This window comes from Roseovarius salis, assembly GCF_044472985.1.
In the GTDB taxonomy this organism is placed as follows: domain Bacteria; phylum Pseudomonadota; class Alphaproteobacteria; order Rhodobacterales; family Rhodobacteraceae; genus Roseovarius; species Roseovarius salis.
The window spans coordinates 129,271-147,905 of sequence record NZ_JBISDG010000001.1; the positions used below are offsets into that span (position 1 = coordinate 129,271).

Genomic DNA, 18,635 nt, shown 5'->3' on the forward strand with positions numbered 1-18,635 from the left:
CTCAGTTGGTGACGGGATAGGCGTCCTCGAAACCGACGCCCTTGATCTTGCGTAGCAGAACCGCGCGCTCGGATTTGTCGGCGGCCGGGCCGACGATGACGCGCCAGAACGTCTTGCCGCGGGAGGTCTGTTTCTTGACCACCGGCACCATGCCGTTCTGACGCATGGCCGTGGCGGTGTTCCGCGCGTTCTGCTCGACACTGAAGATCCCGATCTGGATATAGGGCTTTTCCAGCGAAGATTCCTGCCCGGCCGGTCGCGACGCGGGGTTCTCGGCCGCGTCGGCGCCGGCTTCGGCGGCCTCGGCTTCCGCGATGGCGGCGGCGGCCCCGGCCACCGGGTCGAGCGCGGTTTCCTCCACGTCCTCGGGCGTGGCGATCTCCTCGGTGGGCGCGGCGTCATCCTCCGCGTCCGGGGCGGGCTGTTGTTCCTTCCGCAGCGCCGTGACGTTCAGCATGGCCGGTGCGCCGGCCAGCATGCCGAGCGCCTCGGCGGCATCCGACGACACCTGTATCGGCGGTCCCGGATTGTCGCGCTCGCGCCGGAACAGCGCGCCGATCACGAATTTCGAATTGGTGGTGTTGCGGATGATGACACGCTCGGGCTCGTCCACGTCCGGATGCGCCACCCAGACACCGCCGAGCGACGGCCGGCCGTCCCACAGGCCCATCGCGGTGACCTCGAACACCTCCGGCGCCTCGACATCGCGTTCCACGAGACGGGTTTCCGTGGCCGCGGCCCCGGCCGGCCCGTCCTGCGCGGCCTGCTCGTCCGAGCTCAGAAAGCCGAACGGCGTCTCCCCCTCCGCGCAGGCGCCGAGCGCGAGCACCAAGGCAAGACACAAAGCCCCCTTCCCCTGTCCACGGAATCTGCGCCGGTTGTGAATATCGAGCATGTCACGTTCCCTGCCTGTCCCGGCGCCGTAACGCGCCTTGTCGGTTCTTTCTCGGCCGGCCGCCACTGCCCGGGACGGCACGCGACCAAGACCCGGGCGCAGTCTAGCGCCCCGCCGCGGGCAAGAAAAGTGCGCAAGAACGCTGCGGCGGAATTCCCCGAAAACGCACCTTCCAGAATCGCGCCCGGCCCTCTAACCAATCCCTGCGCGGAGGAGTGGCAGAGCGGTCGAATGCACCGGTCTTGAAAACCGGCGTACGTGAAAGCGTACCGTGGGTTCGAATCCCACCTCCTCCGCCACTTGCCCTTGCGAAAGCGTTCTCCCGATCCGGCTCCGGCCGGATTTTTCCGTTGTTTTCGTGGGTTATGCGGTTGGGGCTGAGCACTGGCACCAGCTCTGGGCGGCCCGGAAGTGGTCTCTCGGGGGCTATATTCTCCCGACCTCATGACTGCGTGGATTTGGTGAATTTCCTTCAAGTAATTGTTAAAAAACAAAAAATACTAGTCTCCGAAAGTGTTTGGATTGGGGTCGCGATTGCGTCTGGCGCGACTGGCATCGAAGCCTCTCAGGTCAAAGCGGGTACCGTCCTCTGCTTCTGGAACTCTCTGACGGACATTTCTTTCGCCAGAGGCGAGCCGCTGACGAACCATAAGCGGATATGCCAGATCATGAAAAATCAAGCGCACCACGGCACTCTATGCCATCGAGAAGGGCATCAGCCGCCAGCCACTGTGGAGCGCTGGGCCGGGCCGCCCGTCTGGCGCACGCGTTGCGCCTTGTCGAAGACCTGCACGAATGGTTGAAACGGCAGGTATCTCGTATCTCGACGAAATCTGACCTTGGTAAAGGTCTGGCATACGCGCTGGAGCACTAGACAGCCTTGTCCTCTTCAGCCGCGACGGCCGCGTCGAGATGGACCGATGGCATGATGAATAGAGCTTTGGTCTTGTTGTCAATGACAGGCTAAAGACCTTCCGTCGAGACACGCTGATGTCTTGGGAAATCACTTGGTAGTCTCAAACGTCAGAATTGATGTGCGGAATTGATCTGGTAGCGGTACGATTTCTGAAAGATCAACGTCAAAGCGAATGTTCTCAATTGGCTCATTCGTACGCACGTGCGGCACAGGGATTTCCTCTGCCCGAAAGAGACTCAGTGACGCGTTGCCCGGGTAGGTCTGAATGGTCAAATCACTGCGGTACAGGTCGCGGCCACCTTTGGTGAGGCACTGAATCAAGAAAGCGCTGCGCAGTTCATTATCTGAAATCCTGGGTGCGAGTGTCTCCATAAGCTCGGCAACCGTCTGTCCGCTTTGCACTTCGATTACACAGAGTGATGCGATATAGGCGTCAAATGAGCCCGATGGTCGCAGCTGATCGAGCGAAAATCGATGCTGCGGAACAGATTTTAATGTGGTCTTCACGTCGAGTACGAAGTGCTCGGAAACAAAATCATACTTGGCGGTTTTACGAGTACTCCAGCATCGTACTGCAGCGTCGGTGTTCTGTGCATGGGCGATAACAGTAAGCTCGCCCCACAGGCCAATAAGATCACGAGTGTTGTCTTCGATCCGGCTGAAGAGTGCCGCAACTCGCTGTACACGAGCGGCAATCTCGGCGTTGGTGGTTGGCGGGCTCGTGGTGCAGAGGCTTTCTTCCAGTACTCTCAGAAACAGGCGGACAATTGCCGGGTCGCTCTCCTTTAGGCGGATAAGCGAGTAGCATCCCTCATGCGGGTCTGGCGTGTCCGTTTCGATGACGCAGGTGCGGGAGAACAAGGCATCGACCGCGCGCAATGTGATGTCTGGTCGGAGGTCATCCACCTGGGCGGGAAGCAGAAGCGCAGGAAAGGCTTGGGAATCGATGGCAAGCCAATAGGGATAGTCGCCGTCCACTGGCATTCCGAAGAGCGCTGCGCCATCCTCGGGGATCGTTTGGCAAAGCGTCGGGTACAGATCAGTCAGCATGGGTGCTTACCGTTCAACCCAGACACGCTCCATCAACGGATCGGGAATGTGGACAGCGAGGATTGGAACGTCGCGCACCGTGCGCTTTTTGTCAGCGGTCTGGATATCGTAGCGGTGGAGTTGGAACGTCACTGTTTCAGAAGACACCAATGCGCGCGCGCCAGGGTAATTGGTCGGAGCGTTCGCACCCTGCCAAAGCTGCTTGACCTTTGGTGGTGACTTTTCGGTCAGTGTCCGTTTGTAATCTACGCCCGACCATGGCCCGGCAAGGGCATAGAAGCTGCATGTCATAGTCGGTTCTTCGGAAACCATTCGTTCCAGCCCAAGCATAAGTGCGCTGTGCCGGAGGTTGTCGTCGGGCCAGCGATAGCGGAATTGGCCGATCATCGGGAGAATGTCGGCGAGGGCAAGCGTGTCGCTGAAGGCGGGCACGATCTGTTTGTCGTTCCAGCCATCTTCCGCATAAGGCGCAAAATCGAATGACCCGAGAATCTGTTCAACGAGCTCCCGGTTTTCAGCAACTGTTTCGCTGTCATCAAAGGGATGATCGGGAACGATCCAGCCGCCTTGGCCCTTAGACTGATACATCTCCAGCAAGATGACCGAGGACCGTGTGGGTTTCAGCTTCTGATCCAGGAAGTAAGTGCGACGCCAGTCTTTCAGGCTCCCGCCATCTTCGAGATGATTGCGGATAGAGCCGCGAACGGATTCCTCGTGCTTCACATAGTCGGTAAAGGCGTCGGTATTCGCGCTGGTCAGATAGATGCGGCAAAGCCCCAGATATCGCTTCTTGTAGCCGAAAAAGCGGGCGCGCTGCTGGATGTTGTCCGCGTTGCCGACGCCCGTTGATCGAGGCATGTAACTGACTGTCAGGCCCTCGACAGTGAAACCCCGATCAAGGCCAATGCCACCGATCAGAATCCAGCTATATTCACCTGCCCAATCGACTGGGACGATGCGGCTTTTCTCGCGAGTATTAAGTTCGGCAACGGCGGTTTCTTCCATCGCTTCGAACAGGATCGGGGCGATATCCTCAAAGGTCAGGGACGTGTCGTAGGTCTTGAAGATGCCGTCTGCGGACGTGCGAAACTGGTCCAGAAGCCCCGCATTGTCAGGATGCGTGCTGTCTTGCAGGACCGCCGACCAATGATCCTTGATCTGCTGCGTCCATCGCTTGAACATCAAATGTTCGTCTTTGGCGACGGCGGGATGGATCATCATTGAACGGTTTCGCCCCTTCTGAAACTCATCTTCGAGCAAGCCAATCGCAACGCCGATAAAGAAGTCTCTAAGTGCTGCGCGCAGACTCTCCGGCGCTTCATGTGGAGGATCGTTCTTGTCGGGCACTTCACTCAAGGGGATCAGTTTGACGTATTTGTCCGCTCCATCGACAAAGAATTCTTGCCCGCCGACATAATGCGTACCGGGAGTCAGGACGCGTCCAAAATCAGGCGAGAGCGCATCAATGCGGCTGATCAGAAGCGGAGCCTGGGGCGTTGCCGTATAGAGAATATAGCTGTGATGCGGAAACAAGGCGCGCAGCGCCTTGATCCGCGCATAGGTCGTGCTCTCGTCGTCTTGCTTGGCCTTGGTGTTCATGCCGGCCTGATCACCCTCATCGTCGATGATCAGCGTCGGTACGTCGGAAAAATCTGACCCACCAAGAAGTCTGGCGAGGTTGTCCAGGTGTTGGTGCTGCTTCATCGAGATGATCATGATCGTCCGCGCGCGGGGGCTACCGCGGCGCCAGCGAGCAAGTTCGGTATTCACGCGCTCCACTTCGCTTTGTTGGAACGCCTTCTGTTGTGTCGTGAACAGATTCCACTCACGGGTGCCTGCGATATCCAGATCGCCCTTCAGGCGGTCAAAGCTCTGTTCGACGAGGTTGTTGGTGGTCCCTGCAAGCAGGATCACGAGCCGAAATCGATTATCCCGTGCGAGGGCCGCAAGGCTCGTGAACGACAAGGTCTTGCCGCTCTGGACATAGCCAATCACGAGTCCGGTATTCACGGCGTCCGCTGCCTCGGGCGGGACGCAATCGCTCATGATGGAAACGGTTTCCTGAACAAGCCGTTCTTTCTCGTCATCCGACAAGGCTGTGTTGGCGTTCAGCAAATCGGTGAATGCAGCCCCCTGGGTGGGCGACCAACCGCCATCTGGGTCTGCGCGGCTCGGCGCGACTGTGATCGTTCGGGGATCATTCGCCATCGGACAGCCTCTTGGACATTTGGTTTCTGAGAATTTCATTGGTGAAACGGCGAATAGCGGAGGGGTTCCGGTCAGCAAGCTCCCCTGCCTCGACTTCGGCAAGCGCCATCGCGGCGGCAATATTCAGGACGGCGGTAAAGCTTTCGGAATCCAGCGTTGGAAATTGCGCCATGAAGGGATGGAGCATGGCCAGCCGAATAGTGATCTGGCGCGGCTCCGGGTCAGTGATGGATGGACGATTGCGGATATCCAGCCAGTCCGCCCCGTTGTCGGCATAGGACAGTTCGACGGCGACGATCCAGTCCTCGCTCCGAAACCGCATCCGAAAACGGACATACTCATTCTCTGCGTCCGGCAAATCGGGAAGCGGCTCGCTGTCATCATGCTCGGGGTCAGAGAGCGGCAGATCAGCCTGATCTTGCGCGCCTGCATGGGCCTGCGATGTCAGGCTTTGATTGTTCAGCCGCTCCGCCATGGATTTAAGCGCGGCGGCGGCGTCTTTGCGTGTGGCCTTCGCGTCCTTCTTACTTCTGTGCTCGCGGACTTGTTGGAGCAGCGGGAAGGCTTCCCCCGATAGTTCCTCGCGGAGCTCTTTCAGAAAGGTTTCCTCGGCTTCCTCCCACTTGATCCCGTCCTTGGTGTGGCTGACGTGAAAACCCTTGAGGTGGATTTCGCCGAAGATGCGCTGGAAGGCGAAGCTGTTCGAGCGTCCGAAAATGTCTTCGGGGCGATAGGTCTCGTCAAAGCTGCCCATGATCAAGCGCTTGCGCCGGAAGAGCGCCAAGCCCGCGAGGCGCGTACTTGCGGGTTCGCGGATCGCGACAAAGCCCGTTGCTGCGCGACCATCTCCCAGATCGATGGCGATGTCTTTCTTCCAGGTGATGGGAGGCCCGTCAGGGTCTCGATAGCTCGGGGCAACCAAAATGTCCGGGTCTTTGTAAGCGAGCGGCTCGCCATCGATGGTAAGAAGCATCGAACCATCGCGAATAAAGATCCGATAGATACTGGACAAATGGTCTTTGATCTTCTGAACCGTTTTCGTGCGCGGGAAGCGGCGGATATTGTCGAGGCGGATTTCTGTGTAGTGCTTGTCTGCGGAGACTTGCGTCGAGATAACATGCAATTCTTCAGTGCTGTCTTCGACGATTTTGTCGATGTCGAAGATCACGGTCCGCTCAGCATTCTCCCCAAGCGCGGTTGTCCGCACGGTCCAGTTTGGCGCAAACCAGCACGCCGCACTCTTCATCCCCATGCCGAATTCAGACAAGCCCGACGCATCGGGGGGGATTTCAGCGGGACGGAAGGCGCGCTGATAATCGGACGCAGCGATACCCGCCGCGTTGTCGCGTATCGTGATACAGTTCTCCTGCGGCTCGAAACGGATATCGACATGGAGGCGGTAATCCGCTCCATCAGTCGCCTTGAGGTCCCGCTGTCGGTCCAGGCTGCTCTGGATGGCGTTATCGACAAACTCGGCCAAGGCGTACCACGCCTTGTAGTTCAGGTGCGGCAGGACCGAGAGGACGTTGACGCCGGGGCGGATATTAACGGAGTTAAGTTGCACCATTACTCAGCCGCCACGGCTGCGTGAACCGCGCCCTCCGCGTCAGCGTTGCCCACGAGGGCATCGTAGATATTGCCAACCACATCGACATTGACGGCATTTCCGAATGCTTTGTAGGCACCGTTTTTGGTGCCGGGCAGATAGGTTAGTCCACCCATGCTCTGCAAGCGGCTGCACTCGCGCGGAGTCATGTAGCGCTTCTTCCACGCGATGATGGGGACTTGGCTTGTTGTCATGGCAATAAGAGACGGCGCGGTATCTTCCTTCTTCACCCGGATCCCGCTCGCGCGAAACTGGATGATATGTTTCCAAATATTGCGTTCAGCGCCTTTGCAATTCCATTCGAGTTTCTGAAAGCTTGGGGGAAAGTCTTTGATCTTGTCGATCCAGGGATCGATGATCCCGCGATGTTCCGCGTAGAACGCTCGGTTTTTTGCAATAAAGTCGATCTTCCATGCCGGAAAATTGTCAAGCGTCGTGCGCGCATAAGACGGCAATGCGACTTCGGTCTTCTCAGGCGACAATCCCGCCAAAGGAATCCCAAACGCGCCCTTGAACTTGCCAAGCCGTTTGTAGCTGCGTGCATGGGGCGTAAGGCCATCGAGCGGGTAATCCGCACCAAACTCCATCGCCCAGATCGGGAAGGATGGCAGGTGCTGATCTTTTGGGAAGGCCGCGACAAACTCCTGCCATGTCTCAAGATACCGGAGATGATCACTGTTCAAGCCATGGGCTTCAGGCGGATCCTCGTCGAGGACAGTGCGGATCGACGTCTGCGGAATTTCGTCCGGGATCGGCCATGCAAAATTGTCCAGCCCTTGACGATCACCGACGATGAAGGCCCGCTCGCGCTTCTGCGGAACGCCGAACATGTGCGGCGACAGACGCGCGAAGCTGATCGCGTATCCTGCAGCTTTGAGTTGATCACAAATTATAGACCAAGTCTCTCCTCCGTTATGGCGGATAAGATTCGGGACATTCTCAATGATAAAAAAACGCGGCTTCTTGAGTTTTAGTATCGCGACAACGTAATCAAAGAGGTTGCCCCATTGCGGGCACTCAAGGCCTTTTTGGTCGCCAGCCTTGGAAAATGGCTGGCAGGGGAAGCCCGCGCAAAGAACATCGTGATCAGGTATGGCGCTCAGGTCGACGGACCTAATGTCGCCAGCAGGGCGAATCCCGAAATTCTTTTCATACAGCCCTGCGAGATGCTTATTGAGCTCGGAAGCAAAGACGCACTCTCCTCCACGTTGGCCTAGCGCCTGGTGGAACCCACCCAGCCCGGCGAATAAATCTATGAACTTCATATGGTTACGCCTGATCGTTTCTTGCATTCAGCCTACACGCATGCATCGGCTACTGCAAGAAAATGAAGCGAGGACGCATGATGTGGATCGAGTACGACTTTGGGGCACCAGATAGGCTAAGTCTGGCGCATGCTAGGGGATGTCTCAGGTGCGCCATCGGCATTTCAATGACCAGTCCCGCGCAGCTGCGGAGCAGCGCTTTGCACCGCGACGACGCTAGGAGAGATCGAATTTCTGCGCTTCCCATCCGGCTGGAAACGGCTCCAGCACGCGCGCCAGCGTCACCTCAGGCCCCTGCTTCCCGTCCAGGATCGCCTCGACGATATCGGGCGCGAGTAGCGTGAGCCGCATTATGAGGGTCATGTAGGACGGCGCGATCCCCCTCGCGCTCTGCGAGTTCGTTGGTGGTCGTGAATTCGCCTGCGCGACTTCCGGGCGCCGGCCGCGCGCGCGTGGCATGGGACGAATCTGCCAGTATAGTAACCACGCCGGACGTCGATCGCTTCCCCATTGGCGTCACCGTCGAGTCCGCTGGTGAAGGCGCCGCCAGAGTTTTGGTGCCGCTGGGCTGCGTGGCGGCGGCGTGACGTTAACTTAATCGCCAAGCCTGGTAATGCCGAGTGTGCGCTCGATCTGCTTCCGAAGATTCTTGAGGCCCTTGTGTTCGCTCGGGGTCTTCGGAAGCGTGATTGATCCGAGGCCGTCATAGCCCTTGTTCGCCTCTAGCCGGGGGTGCTTGTTGTCGGATTTTTCAGAGTAGCCGTGGCGGCCAAGCAGAGAGGTCAATTCAGCCGCAACTCGCTTCGGATCCTTCGTCGCTCGCGCGAGGTCCTGCGAGAGTTCCGCAAGTGCGGGCGACGCTGGCAATCGCTCGACGACACGCTGAAGAATAGTCTTCGACCTTGGATCAAGCCCGATCTGATCTGCGACAGACAACGTCGTCTTCGCCGCAAACCGAAGTCTGTCGGAGATTTCTCCAGCATAAACTTCTGGCCCAACCCGGTTAACGAGGTTGTCGGTCGAGAACTCGGCTTCATCTGTCCCGACACTTGCAGCCGGACCGACGATTAACTGCTGTTCCAGTTGGCGGATTTTGTCCTGTAGGTTCTCGATTTCGTCGAGGTAGAGTTGTTCGCTTTCCGCTGCAGTCAGCCGGTTCCTGTCGCGCTCGCGCTGGGCGCGGAGAGCCTGCTCCTGCAGTTCGGTCCAGTCCCAACCGAAGGTCGGCATCTGACTCCGCAGAGCGGATGCCGCCGCTCTGACCGCAGCAGCAAGTTCTTCCCCGTTCTGAATTTGCCACCCGAGGTAGTATCGCCTGATGATACCCTGGCCGGGGACTGACAGGCCAACCGTGCCCCCGTAGGCGTTGCGAGCTTCACTCTCATCACGTAGATCGAACGAGAACGTTCGATCCGGTTCGACAACCACATGGGCGATCCCGCCGAGATCGTAGGCCAATTTTTCGATTTCCTGCTGGCTGAGAAGCCAGGACGAGTTCCCCGTAGCCGAAACGTAGACGGTCGGAAGCCATTTCGCCGCTTCGCCCAAAGTCACTGATTTGGCCGTCGCGAGACCGTCATCGCTGCTCTCGAGCCAAACAGGCTGGTCGGTGACCCTGAATATCTGGTCGGTCCCGCCCCATCCGTTCTGCAAGAGTGCCTTGATGATGTAGGGCTTGCGCGGGGTGTCGAGCCGCGCACCCGGTGTCTTAGCGATGCACTGGGTTCGGAGGCGAACCAGATCCTGTCCCCCCTCCGCCGCGGAGCGTTTCAGGACACACTCCGTGCGCCAAACACGCCCGAGATCATCGGGTAGATCGTGCCGAGCACCGATCGCGCTCCAGCCTTCGCTGGACCGCAACTCTCGCATGCGGAGTTCTTCGCCAGTACCAGTAGTCGAGCGGATGTGAACATTCGCGCCATCAAGCTCCGCCTCCGAGTCGCTCGAAAGCACCGTCTGATGCCGCATGCCACGGATCCAGGCTACCACTTCCGACACGAAGGCGGCCCGGTTGTCACTTGGTCGGACAGGAAACTCGCTTGAGAATTGAAGCATATACCGAGGATCGGGAATCCGCGTTTGGCGGTCAATCCCTAAACGTCGCTGGTGGCGCAGATACCGTCGAAGGCAGCGCCGATCTCGACCGCACCAGGTAAAGGGCGGCGGGCGCGGCGTTGTTGGTCTTGGGCGTGATGGCCGATGCCGAGTTGTTATTGTGGACCACCCGGCTCAAATCTTCCGACTGGATAGGTCCAGCGCCCAGCATTCAACTTGCCGCCCCCATTCCAGCGGCAACGGCTCCAGCACGCGCGCCAGCGTCACCTCCGGCCCCTGCTTCCCGTCCAGGATCGCCTCCACGATGTCGGGCGCGAGTAGCGTGAGGCGCAGGACGCGCGTCATGTAGGACGGCGCGATTCCCTCGCGCTCGGCCAGTTCGGCGATGGTGGCGAACTCGCCTGACTCCAGCATGCGCTTCCAGCGGAAGGCGCGGGCGAGTGCCTTGACGAGCGTATTGTCGGTCCGCCGGGGTTGCGTCACGCCCTCGGGCAACTGCATCTCCTTGCGCCCGCCGCGCTTCACGATGCGGAATGGCACGTGGACTGTCACCGTTTCGGGGACTGCCGTCGCGCGGGTCATGCCGCTGCTCCGATGCTGCCAGACAGCATCTCGCGCGCGAGCCCGCCGAGGCCGTCCATCCGGAGCCGGACGTTCAACCCGCCTGTGTCGATATCGACGCGCTCGACCAGCAGCGTGACAATGCGCGCCTGCTCGGCAGGGAACAGCTCTTCCCACAACGGGTCGAGTTGCTGCAGGGCCGCGCGGGCATCGGCCTCGGTGATGTCGTCGGCATGGGCGCGCGCCGCCTTCCACGTCCCCGCGATAATCTCGGGCTGGCGGAACACGGCGCGCAGCTGGTCGATGACGGCCGCCTCGATCTCGCCCGCGGGCACGCGGCCGACGGGACACGATCCGGCGCCATGCTTCAGCACCGTCTGGCTGACGTAGTACCGGTAGAGCCTGTCGCCCTTGCGGGTATGCGTCGGGGAGAACGCGGCGCCGTCCGGACCGAACAGCAGCCCCTTCAGCAGCGCCGGCGTGTCGGCGCGAGTCCGCATCGCCCGCTTGCGTGGACTTTCCTGCAGGATGGCATGGACGCGGTCCCACGTCTCGCGGTCGATGATGGCCTCGTGCTCGCCGGGATAGCTCTCGCCCTTGTGGATCGCCTCGCCGATATAGGCGCGGTTGCTGAGCATCCGGTAGAGGTACTTCTTGTCGATCCGGTTGCCACGCGGCGTGCGGATGCCACGCTTGCCCACCTCCCGCGCCAGTTCCGTGCCCGAGCCGATCTCGAGGAACCGCGCGAAGATCCATCGGACGTGTTCGGCAGCGTCGTCTTCGACCACCAACTTCCGGTTCTCGACGCGATAGCCGTAGGGCGGGACGCCGCCCATCCACATGCCCTTCTTTCGGCTCGCGGCGACCTTGTCGCGAATGCGCTCGGCGGTGACCTCACGCTCGAACTGGGCGAAGGACAGCAGGATGTTCAACGTCAGCCGACCCATCGACGTGGTCGTGTTGAAGCTCTGCGTCACCGAGACGAAGGTCACGCCGTTGCGGTCGAACACCTCGACCAGCTTGGCGAAATCCGCCAGCGAGCGGCTGAGGCGGTCGATCTTGTAGACCACCACGACATCGACGAGCCCGTCGTCGATATCCTCCAGCAGCCGCTGAAGACCGGGCCGCTCCAGCGTGCCGCCGGAGATCCCGCCGTCGTCATACTGATCGCGGACGAGCACCCAGCCCTCAGAGCGCTGGCTGGCGATGAACGCCTCGCAGGCTTCCCGCTGGGCGTGGAGCGAGTTGAACTCCTGCTCGAGCCCTTCCTCCGACGACTTGCGTGTGTAGATCGCGCAGCGCTGCTTGCGCACGATGGGCTTGGTCATGTCCGCCTCCGCCGGTTCTTCAAGCCAAAGAACACCAGCCCGTTCCAGCGCGTCCCGGTGATCGCGCGGGCGATGGCCGAGAGCGACTTGTAGGGTCACCGGGCGAATTCGATTCTCGATGGAGTTGGAATCCATCTCGACGCGGCCGTCCCCGGCGAAGAGGACGAGGCCGTCCCAATGGTCCAGCGCGTAGGCAAGGGCGGTCCCGAGCTCGGACTTCGTCGAGATCCGGGCGGCCTGGTCCTTCAACCAGCCGTGCAGGTCCTCGAGCAGCGGCACCGTGCGTTCCTGCCGAACGGACCGGCGCTGGTCGGGCTGCTGACCGCGGATCTCCTTCTCGATGGCGTAGAGCGCCGCGATGCGCTCGAGCGCCTCGTCCACCAGGGGCGATCCGGCCCTGGGACGCGCGTCGATCAGCTTGCGCCTGGCATGCGCCCAGCAGAAGGCCAGTGTCAGGGGCGAGCCCTCGGCACGCCGGCCATCGGCCAGGCGGTCGTAGCCCTTGTAGCCGTCGACCTGCAGGATCCCCTCGAAGCCTTTCAGCATCTCCTCGGCATGGGCGCCCCCGCGGCCGGGCGCATAGGTGAAGACGACCCCGGGCGGCGCCGTGCCGCCCCATGGGCGATCGTCGCGCGCCATGACCCAGAGAAACCCGGTCTTGGTCTTTCCCGCCCCGGGGTTCAGGACCGGCAGCGTGGTCTCGTCCGCGAAGAGCTTGCCCGAGCCCTTCATGTGCTCGGCGATCCGCTCGACGACCGGGGTCAGATGGAAGGCGACCTTGCCCATCCAGTCGGCGAGCGTGGAGCGGTCGATGCCGATCCCGTGCCGTGCCATCATCCGGGACTGGCGGTAGAGCGGCAGGTGCTCGGAGAACTTCGACACGGCGATATGGGCGAGCAGCGCCTCGGTCGGCAGCCCACCCTCGATCAGCGCCGGCAGGGGTTTGGCCTGCGCGACGCCGCTGCGCCCCCTGGGGCAGGCGTAGCGCGGGCGGATCGTCACGATTACCCGGAACTGGGCCGGGGTGACGTCCAGCCGCTCCGAGCGGTCCTCGCCGATCTGCACCATCTGCCCGCAGCCGCAGGGACAGGTCAGGTCCTCGGGCGCGATGACCTGCTCCTCCCGCGGCAGCTCCTTCGGCAGGTTGCGCGGTCCCCGGGGCTGGCGGGGCGGCCGTTTCCCGGTGCGCGCCTGCGCGGCGGCGTCATGCTCTTCGGTGGCGGTCGCGATCGCCACCTCGATATCCTCGAAGGCCAGTTCCATCTGGTCGGGGTGGAGCTTCTCGGAGCGCGGCCCGAAGCGGGCCCGCTGGAACTCGCGCACCAGGTGCTCGAGCCGGTCATTGCGCGCGCGCAGATCGGCATTCTCCGCCTCGAGATGCTGGCGCAGCTCGGCCTCGGCCGTCAGCGCCTGTCGCAGCTGCGCCTCGACCGCGGCCCGCAGGTCGGGCGCCAGCCGGGCCAGGAGATCGGGATCGAGCGCGTGCGACATGGGAATGATTTACCCGATGCCGCCGGGAAAACCCAACGAAACCAGAGGGCTGATTCAACTCGCCGCAGCTGGCGGAAGCACTCGTTGCGTCGTCACCCGCCGCCAGTCCAGACCCTCGAAGAGCGCCTCGAACTGCGCCCGGCTGAGCCGCATGACCCCGTCCCGAACTCTGGGCCAGGCGAAGCTGCCGCTCTCCAGCCGCTTGTAGATCAGAACCAGACCGCTGCCGTCCCAGACGAGAATCTTCAGCCTGTCGCCCCGCTTCGAGCGGAACACGACCGTCAGCCCGGAATGCGGATCGAGGCCCAGCTCGTTCTGTACCGTCGCCGCCAGCCCGTCATGGCCGCGCCGGAAATCCACCGGGCGCGTGGCGACGACGATCGGCATGCGCTGCCCCGGAACGATCATGCCCGCGTCGCCCCCAGGGCGGTGACGATCTCCGCCAACCGGGCCGCCGACGTCGTGCCGGGCAGCCGGATCACCAGGCTGCCCGCCTCTATCTCGATCCGGTCCTCGCCTTGGCCGGACCTGGGCGGGGCTGCCGGTGCATCGACGATCAGCGGCACGAACTCCGCTGCGCCCGGCAGACCCGGCGCGTCCACCGGAAAGGCGATCCGTCCCTCCCGGGCATGCCGGCGCCAAGTCGTCAGTTGTGACGGCAACAACCGATGTCGACGGGCGACCTCGCCGACCCGGGCTCCGGGCGCGAAGCTCTCCAGAACGATCCGCGCCTTCGCCTCGTCCGGCCAGGTCCGCCGCCCCGTCGGTTCCTCCAGAACGTCGAAATGTCCCGCAAATCCATCCTTCATTCCGCCCTCCGCGCCTGCACCCGGCCAGAATGCGCGGCTTCAGATCACGCCGGAAGCCGCAAAGCCGATGGGGAGAAAACCTCGCTTACAAGGCGGACGCTCCTGGGCCCGCATCGCCTCGCTCATCGCAACCGCGAAAATTAACGGCGTCGAGCCTTTCGCCTACCTCAAGGTGACGCTGGAAGCCATTGCCGCCGGACACCCGCAGAGCCGGATCGATGATCTGCTTCCCTGGAACTTCCAGCCGTCAAGCTGAAAGCCCAGTGGCTTCCAGACACCGCTTACAAAGTATCGAACGTCCACTGCGCCCAAGTCGCCACCGAAGCGATGCCGTAATACTCTCAGGCTAGCAGCGGCTAGACGCGGATTGGGTGGATGGCTCCGTTCGCGCCATCGTGCCCTCGACGCTGCTGGTGCTTGACCAAGCGCGGTTTCGCCGGCTGCTGGAGCGCAATGAAGTTCTTCAAGATGACGTCCGCGCGAGCGCCGTGAAGCGCGGGAGCGATCCCTGCCATTTGTTCGGACACACGAACGCCCGACGCCCGGCAGACGACCGCGCGTCGGTGTGACGTCAGTCCAACGTCGCGTCGAACTCGATGACGCTCCGCTCATCCTCGGAGGTTGGCGCGACGATGATCTTGGCGTTGGCAATGCCCGGCCCGGAAAACTCGATCGACCGCTCCAGCAAGTCGTCCGCGCCCTGTGCGACGGGATAACCGTTGCCGTTCAAGTTCTCTTCCCATTCCGCAAAGAGAACATCGACATCGGCTCCCGTCTCGATCGAGAACATGCGCACGGTCGACCCGATGGCGCGGTCCGTCACGACCTCCGTGTCGTCCGGAAAGGTCAGCACGTCGGGAATCCAGTCCTGCAGGTGCTCGTCGGCGTAGACGACAGCCGAAGCGGCCACCACGAGCCAGGCTGCAACGAGCGCATCCCTGATTGACAGGCGCAGGTAGGCCATGCACAGGCAAAGGGCACGTCCGAGCGGGACTGCCGGAAACAAGGGGCGGTTTTCGGGGGCAATGCAGATATTGGACATGACGGGTAAGTATCTCCTGGCGCTCCAGTTCCAAAGCTGTCGGCAAGAAATCACCGAAGCAGCCTTCCGATCAGCGTAGGGTGGCGTCGATTTCGATCACCCGGCCATCGTCGTCGCGACCCGGAGACACGATGATCTTCTCATTTACGATCCCGGTCCCGTTGAACTCTATGACACCGTCGAGCGGCTCGTCGCGTCCGCGCCCGATAGCGTACCCGTTCTCCCGCAGGGCCTCTTCCCATTCTATCAGCAGGTCTTCGACGTCCACCGAGGTCCGGAGCGTGAGCATGCGGAAGGTTGACCCGATCTGGCGGTCGGCCAGCACCTCGACATCCTCCGGCAGTTCGAGAACTTCGGGCAACCAGCCCTGCAAACGCTCCTGCGACTCGGCCGCCGTGGTCGTCCGCAGGATCAGCGCCACGGCGATGCAGACGGCGAGGAGCCAGATCGAGACGTTGGGGTGAAGAAACCTGCCGCGGGCGAGCAGGCGCGGCATCGATTTTCCGTATGGCGCGACTTTCGAGGCCTTCTGCGGATCGCACGCCTCGTCTGTATCGCTGGTTTGTATTGGCGGTGACATTCCATCCTTCTTCGCGGGTTTCGACGGCGACGCGGATGCCGCCGCTTGTTGGCTCGGTCGTTCACGTCAGTCGACCTTGGGAGACAGCGGGCACAGTCAATTGCCGCGGGACAGCAGCCTGTCAGCGCCGAGCGCCAGCTGCTCGGGATGACCGGACTCGTCGACGAGAACGAAGGACGATCGCCCGCGCTCGAACAGCGCGATGGTGCGTCCCTGGTATTCGAAGGCTGTCGGCGGGTCTTCTGCATCCTCGGCGCTCCGCGCGACGGCCATGAGTAGGAGTCGCCCGAGGTCCGGCGCATCGACGGCGATGGCGATGGCGGGGCGGTCGGGGGTGGCGACGATCTGCACGTCGCGCACTGTCCAGTCCTCCGGCAGGGGTGGCAGGTCGATGCCGAGCGCCGCGACGATCTCCTGCGCGTTCAACTCCGCGCTTTCGGGCTGCGACACCATCCAGTGCCGCAGGTCCAGCGCGGCCTGCGCGTCGAGGGCCGCCTCGACCAGCGGGCGCGCGCCCGCCGGACCAGAAGCCTGCCAGGCGACATGACCGGTCCAGCCGGCCGCGAACAGGACGACGGCAGCCGCGAAGGGGGCTGCGCGGCGCAAGAGGCGCTGTCCGCGCAGCCTATCCTGCAGGCGGCGCGCCTCAGCCACGAGCCGGGGCGGCGCGGGGTCGTCCGCCGCCGACAACGCCATGCGCAGCGCCGCGGTGTTGCCTGCATCGGCCAGCAGGTCCGCCGTCCGCTCCGGCCTCTCCTTGAGGTAATTGGCAACGGCGAGAGTGCGGTCGGGGTCCAGGCGCCCCTCCAGAAGCGCCAGAAGATCGGCCTCCAGTTCCGGGTCGGACTCAGTCCTGTCGCTCATCGCGTCCTCCCACGATCCTGAAGGGTTTCGCCGCGCCTGCGTCGACCGCGCCGTCCTCGAAGGCCCGGAGCGCTGCGCGGGCCCGGCCGACGCGCGACATCACCGTGCCCACGGGCACGCCCAGAACCTGCGCGGCCTCGGCCGGCCCCAGCCCCTCGACCGCCACCAGGTGCAGGGCTTCGCGCTGCTCGGCGGTCAGCGACAGGAACGCCGCGCGCAGCTGCGCGAGCCGCGCCGCCATTTCGCCGGACGCCTCCACGAAGGACGGGCGCGTCTCCGCCCAGGCCTGTTCGCGCGCCTGCGTCGCCTGCGCGCTGCGCCGGCTGTCGATGAAGAGGTTGTGCAGGATCGCCATCAGCCAGACCCGCACATCCGCCCCCTCGCGGAAGGTCGCGCGCCGCTCCTGCGCCCGCACGAAGGTCGCCTGTACCAGGTCGTCTGCCGCCTCGGCGTCGCGGGTGAGCACTCGCGCGTAGCGCCGAAGGGCCTCCAGCTGTCCGACGATGTCGAGGTCGTCACGGGCCATGGCGGCTCACGTCTCCTTTCGGGCGCACGTCATGCAGATTTCTCCGCCGGGGCCTGCTGTCCCGAACGATACGACGATCCGGTTTCGCCCACATACCGCGCGTTTTCCTCGCGCAGCCGCGCCGCCGCGTCGTCGTAAAGGAAGGGCAGGAAGGCATAGCGCAGTCCGCGGGTCACCTTGCTCACCTTGTGCAACAGCGAGCAGGAGAACACGACGGCACCGCCGGGCGGCGCCTTGAAGCTGCGCGGACCGTATTCGGGAAAGCTGACCTCGCCGCCGTCGAAATCGTCGTTGAGATTGACCGAGACGGCGAAGCGGCGGTGCGCGGTGCCCTTCGTCGTGTTGTCGCGGTGGGCCGAGAAATGCCCGCCGTCCTCGGCTGCGTAGCAGGAGACGATGTAGCGCTCCATCCGCGTGACCCTGAACTGGTGGACCTTCGCGATCTCGGGCACGACCCGGCGCAGGAACCGCCCTTGGAGGGCGGAAATCAGGTCGCGATCCTCGATGTCGTAGTCCTTGCGCCGCTTGAAGCCCGGATCGGTCACGCCCACCGTCTTGCCGCCGATCTCGCGCATGAACCCGCTCTCGCGCCCGCCTTGCGCTTCGTAGAGGCCGATCAGGTGGCGGCAGAGCTCGGGCTCGAAGATGCGCGGCAAGAACAGGATCGGGGCCATGATCTCGACCCCGGCGAAGCGCGAGGGCGGGGGCAGATCGTCCAGAACGCCCATCACCTCCGCCAGGTCGCTGCGATCTTTCCGGAAGGGGATCGCGGCGATCACGCGCATCGTGGGGTCGATGATGACCCACTGCCGCGCCAGCGCCACGGGCCCGCGCGCTGGATCCGCCTCCTTGTCGGCGACACCGTAGCGCCGCGACGCGGTCAGGTCGAAATCCCAGAAGTGGCGATAGCCGGGGAGGCGGTTCTCCACGCGCCCGGTGGTCTCGTCCTCCGGGTCGACGCTCACGCCAAAGAAACAGGCCCGATCGTCGTCAAAGATGTCCGTCCGGGCGTGGGCGGCCTCGAGCGCCGCCTGCGCATGGGGATCGCCGGAGCTGCCGTAGAAGCAGAGGACAAGGTAGCGTCCCGCCGCGCTGTCGAAGGCATAGCGCGGATTTGAAACGCTGCGTTGAATGAAGCTCGGCGCAGGGTCGCCGGGCGTCAGCAGCGTCGTCGCGTCGATCTGGAGCGGTGAATCCATTCCGGCCCTCTTTATCGTGTTCGATGTGCATACGGAGGCGTCGGTCGATCCCATCCCGCATGCCGGAAAATTCTTGGCGCACTTCTTTCGGCGGATGGGAGTGCCTGGTGGCTCCGTAAATCGGGTGAACGCAGCGCCGTGCACCCTCGCGGCGCAAGAGCACGAACAGGCGCCGATAGCCGAACCTGCGACGTTCATTGGCCAGATCGTGCAGCCGCTGACGCAGCTCGGTCTCTGGCG

The 18,635-nt window shown here is 62.8% G+C and carries 17 protein-coding genes, 1 tRNA gene and 3 pseudogenes; 3 read left to right on the plus strand and 18 right to left on the minus strand.

The annotated features are described in order from the left end of the window. Position 1: 1 nt before the first annotated feature. Positions 2 to 895, minus strand: a complete 894-nt coding sequence (locus ACH13J_RS00665; protein WP_397541377.1) for an SPOR domain-containing protein — start codon at positions 893 to 895, stop codon at positions 2 to 4. 209 nt (positions 896 to 1,104) lie between these two features. Here ACH13J_RS00665 and ACH13J_RS00670 point away from each other — a divergent pair. Continuing rightward, positions 1,105 to 1,194, plus strand: a tRNA-Ser gene (locus ACH13J_RS00670). Positions 1,195 to 1,898: 704 nt separating this feature from the next. Here ACH13J_RS00670 and ACH13J_RS00675 read toward each other — a convergent pair. From ACH13J_RS00675 to tnpA, 12 genes and pseudogenes are all read right to left on the minus strand, one after another. Then, entirely contained in the window at positions 1,899 to 2,861 is a 963-nt protein-coding gene (locus tag ACH13J_RS00675) for a PD-(D/E)XK motif protein (protein WP_397541378.1), read from the minus strand. A gap of 6 nt (positions 2,862 to 2,867) precedes the next feature. Then, positions 2,868 to 5,069 (minus strand): Z1 domain-containing protein, encoded by a 2,202-nt coding sequence (locus ACH13J_RS00680; protein ID WP_397541379.1) that lies wholly within the window; start codon positions 5,067 to 5,069, stop codon positions 2,868 to 2,870. Next, entirely contained in the window at positions 5,059 to 6,636 is a 1,578-nt protein-coding gene (locus ACH13J_RS00685) for an ATP-binding protein (RefSeq protein WP_397541380.1), read from the minus strand. The genes ACH13J_RS00680 and ACH13J_RS00685 overlap by 11 nt, the downstream gene beginning before the upstream one ends. Next, positions 6,636 to 7,940 carry a DNA (cytosine-5-)-methyltransferase gene (locus tag ACH13J_RS00690; RefSeq protein ID WP_397541381.1) on the minus strand — a complete coding sequence of 435 codons (1,305 nt, stop codon included), beginning with the start codon at positions 7,938 to 7,940 and terminating at the stop codon, positions 6,636 to 6,638. Before ACH13J_RS00690 ends, ACH13J_RS00685 begins: the two co-directional genes overlap by 1 nt. Positions 7,941 to 8,156: 216 nt before the next feature. After that, positions 8,157 to 8,303, minus strand: coding sequence for a hypothetical protein (locus tag ACH13J_RS18560; protein ID WP_449619221.1), 147 nt, complete (start codon positions 8,301 to 8,303; stop codon positions 8,157 to 8,159). Positions 8,304 to 8,534: 231 nt separating this feature from the next. Beyond that, positions 8,535 to 9,908 carry a hypothetical protein gene (locus ACH13J_RS00700; protein WP_397541382.1) on the minus strand — a complete coding sequence of 458 codons (1,374 nt, stop codon included), beginning with the start codon at positions 9,906 to 9,908 and terminating at the stop codon, positions 8,535 to 8,537. A gap of 261 nt (positions 9,909 to 10,169) precedes the next feature. Beyond that, on the minus strand, positions 10,170 to 10,577 hold the full coding sequence (locus ACH13J_RS00705; RefSeq protein ID WP_397541383.1) for a hypothetical protein: 408 nt from the start codon (positions 10,575 to 10,577) through the stop codon (positions 10,170 to 10,172). Next, on the minus strand, positions 10,574 to 11,884 hold the full coding sequence (locus ACH13J_RS00710; RefSeq protein WP_397541394.1) for a recombinase family protein: 1,311 nt from the start codon (positions 11,882 to 11,884) through the stop codon (positions 10,574 to 10,576). Before ACH13J_RS00710 ends, ACH13J_RS00705 begins: the two co-directional genes overlap by 4 nt. Then, positions 11,881 to 11,979 (minus strand): annotated as a pseudogene (locus ACH13J_RS00715) (DUF2924 domain-containing protein); the annotation flags it as partial. The pseudogene ACH13J_RS00715 and the gene ACH13J_RS00710, both read right to left, overlap by 4 nt. 52 nt (positions 11,980 to 12,031) lie before the next feature. Beyond that, a pseudogene (gene tnpC, locus ACH13J_RS00720) lies at positions 12,032 to 13,375 on the minus strand (IS66 family transposase); the annotation flags it as partial. 54 nt (positions 13,376 to 13,429) lie between these two features. Beyond that, a complete protein-coding gene (gene tnpB, locus ACH13J_RS00725) occupies positions 13,430 to 13,783 on the minus strand; it encodes an IS66 family insertion sequence element accessory protein TnpB (RefSeq protein ID WP_397541384.1) in 354 nt (117 codons plus the stop codon). Beyond that, on the minus strand, positions 13,780 to 14,184 hold the full coding sequence (tnpA, locus tag ACH13J_RS00730) for an IS66-like element accessory protein TnpA (RefSeq protein ID WP_397541385.1): 405 nt from the start codon (positions 14,182 to 14,184) through the stop codon (positions 13,780 to 13,782). The genes tnpB and tnpA overlap by 4 nt, the downstream gene beginning before the upstream one ends. A gap of 91 nt (positions 14,185 to 14,275) precedes the next feature. Between tnpA and ACH13J_RS00735 the strand changes: the two are divergent. Then, a pseudogene (locus ACH13J_RS00735) lies at positions 14,276 to 14,440 on the plus strand (transposase domain-containing protein); the annotation flags it as partial. A 315-nt stretch (positions 14,441 to 14,755) separates the two neighbouring features. On the opposite strand, the gene ACH13J_RS00740 reads toward ACH13J_RS00735, so the two are convergent. From ACH13J_RS00740 to ACH13J_RS00760, 5 genes are all read right to left on the minus strand, one after another. Then, positions 14,756 to 15,226, minus strand: a complete 471-nt coding sequence (locus ACH13J_RS00740; protein ID WP_397541386.1) for a hypothetical protein — start codon at positions 15,224 to 15,226, stop codon at positions 14,756 to 14,758. Between the two features lie 70 nt (positions 15,227 to 15,296). Next, positions 15,297 to 15,806, minus strand: a complete 510-nt coding sequence (locus ACH13J_RS00745; protein WP_397541387.1) for a hypothetical protein — start codon at positions 15,804 to 15,806, stop codon at positions 15,297 to 15,299. A gap of 96 nt (positions 15,807 to 15,902) precedes the next feature. Further along, entirely contained in the window at positions 15,903 to 16,670 is a 768-nt protein-coding gene (locus ACH13J_RS00750; RefSeq protein WP_397541388.1) for a hypothetical protein, read from the minus strand. Continuing rightward, positions 16,654 to 17,196, minus strand: coding sequence for a sigma-70 family RNA polymerase sigma factor (locus tag ACH13J_RS00755; protein ID WP_397541389.1), 543 nt, complete (start codon positions 17,194 to 17,196; stop codon positions 16,654 to 16,656). Before ACH13J_RS00755 ends, ACH13J_RS00750 begins: the two co-directional genes overlap by 17 nt. 29 nt (positions 17,197 to 17,225) lie before the next feature. Beyond that, positions 17,226 to 18,395: a 2OG-Fe(II) oxygenase gene (locus ACH13J_RS00760; protein ID WP_397541390.1), complete on the minus strand. Its 1,170-nt coding sequence runs from the start codon at positions 18,393 to 18,395 to the stop codon at positions 17,226 to 17,228. 16 nt (positions 18,396 to 18,411) lie between these two features. Here ACH13J_RS00760 and ACH13J_RS00765 point away from each other — a divergent pair. Continuing rightward, on the plus strand, positions 18,412 to 18,635 hold a 224-nt coding region (locus tag ACH13J_RS00765), incomplete at its 3' end, for a hypothetical protein (protein WP_397541395.1).

Excerpts from the sequence above, each read along its gene's own strand:
- ACH13J_RS00665 (WP_397541377.1), bottom strand. The coding sequence starts at position 895 with ATGCTCGATATTCACAACCGGCGCAGATTCCGTGGACAGGGGAAGGGG.
- ACH13J_RS00675 (WP_397541378.1), bottom strand. The coding sequence starts at position 2,861 with ATGCTGACTGATCTGTACCCGACGCTTTGCCAAACGATCCCCGAGGAT.
- ACH13J_RS00680 (WP_397541379.1), bottom strand. The coding sequence starts at position 5,069 with ATGGCGAATGATCCCCGAACGATCACAGTCGCGCCGAGCCGCGCAGAC.
- ACH13J_RS00685 (WP_397541380.1), bottom strand. The coding sequence starts at position 6,636 with ATGGTGCAACTTAACTCCGTTAATATCCGCCCCGGCGTCAACGTCCTC.
- ACH13J_RS00690 (WP_397541381.1), bottom strand. The coding sequence starts at position 7,940 with ATGAAGTTCATAGATTTATTCGCCGGGCTGGGTGGGTTCCACCAGGCG.
- ACH13J_RS18560 (WP_449619221.1), bottom strand. The coding sequence starts at position 8,303 with ATGACCCTCATAATGCGGCTCACGCTACTCGCGCCCGATATCGTCGAG.
- ACH13J_RS00700 (WP_397541382.1), bottom strand. The coding sequence starts at position 9,908 with ATGCGGCATCAGACGGTGCTTTCGAGCGACTCGGAGGCGGAGCTTGAT.
- ACH13J_RS00705 (WP_397541383.1), bottom strand. The coding sequence starts at position 10,577 with ATGACCCGCGCGACGGCAGTCCCCGAAACGGTGACAGTCCACGTGCCA.
- ACH13J_RS00710 (WP_397541394.1), bottom strand. The coding sequence starts at position 11,884 with ATGACCAAGCCCATCGTGCGCAAGCAGCGCTGCGCGATCTACACACGC.
- tnpB (WP_397541384.1), bottom strand. The coding sequence starts at position 13,783 with ATGATCGTTCCGGGGCAGCGCATGCCGATCGTCGTCGCCACGCGCCCG.
- tnpA (WP_397541385.1), bottom strand. The coding sequence starts at position 14,184 with ATGAAGGATGGATTTGCGGGACATTTCGACGTTCTGGAGGAACCGACG.
- ACH13J_RS00740 (WP_397541386.1), bottom strand. The coding sequence starts at position 15,226 with ATGTCCAATATCTGCATTGCCCCCGAAAACCGCCCCTTGTTTCCGGCA.
- ACH13J_RS00745 (WP_397541387.1), bottom strand. The coding sequence starts at position 15,806 with ATGTCACCGCCAATACAAACCAGCGATACAGACGAGGCGTGCGATCCG.
- ACH13J_RS00750 (WP_397541388.1), bottom strand. The coding sequence starts at position 16,670 with ATGAGCGACAGGACTGAGTCCGACCCGGAACTGGAGGCCGATCTTCTG.
- ACH13J_RS00755 (WP_397541389.1), bottom strand. The coding sequence starts at position 17,196 with ATGGCCCGTGACGACCTCGACATCGTCGGACAGCTGGAGGCCCTTCGG.
- ACH13J_RS00760 (WP_397541390.1), bottom strand. The coding sequence starts at position 18,395 with ATGGATTCACCGCTCCAGATCGACGCGACGACGCTGCTGACGCCCGGC.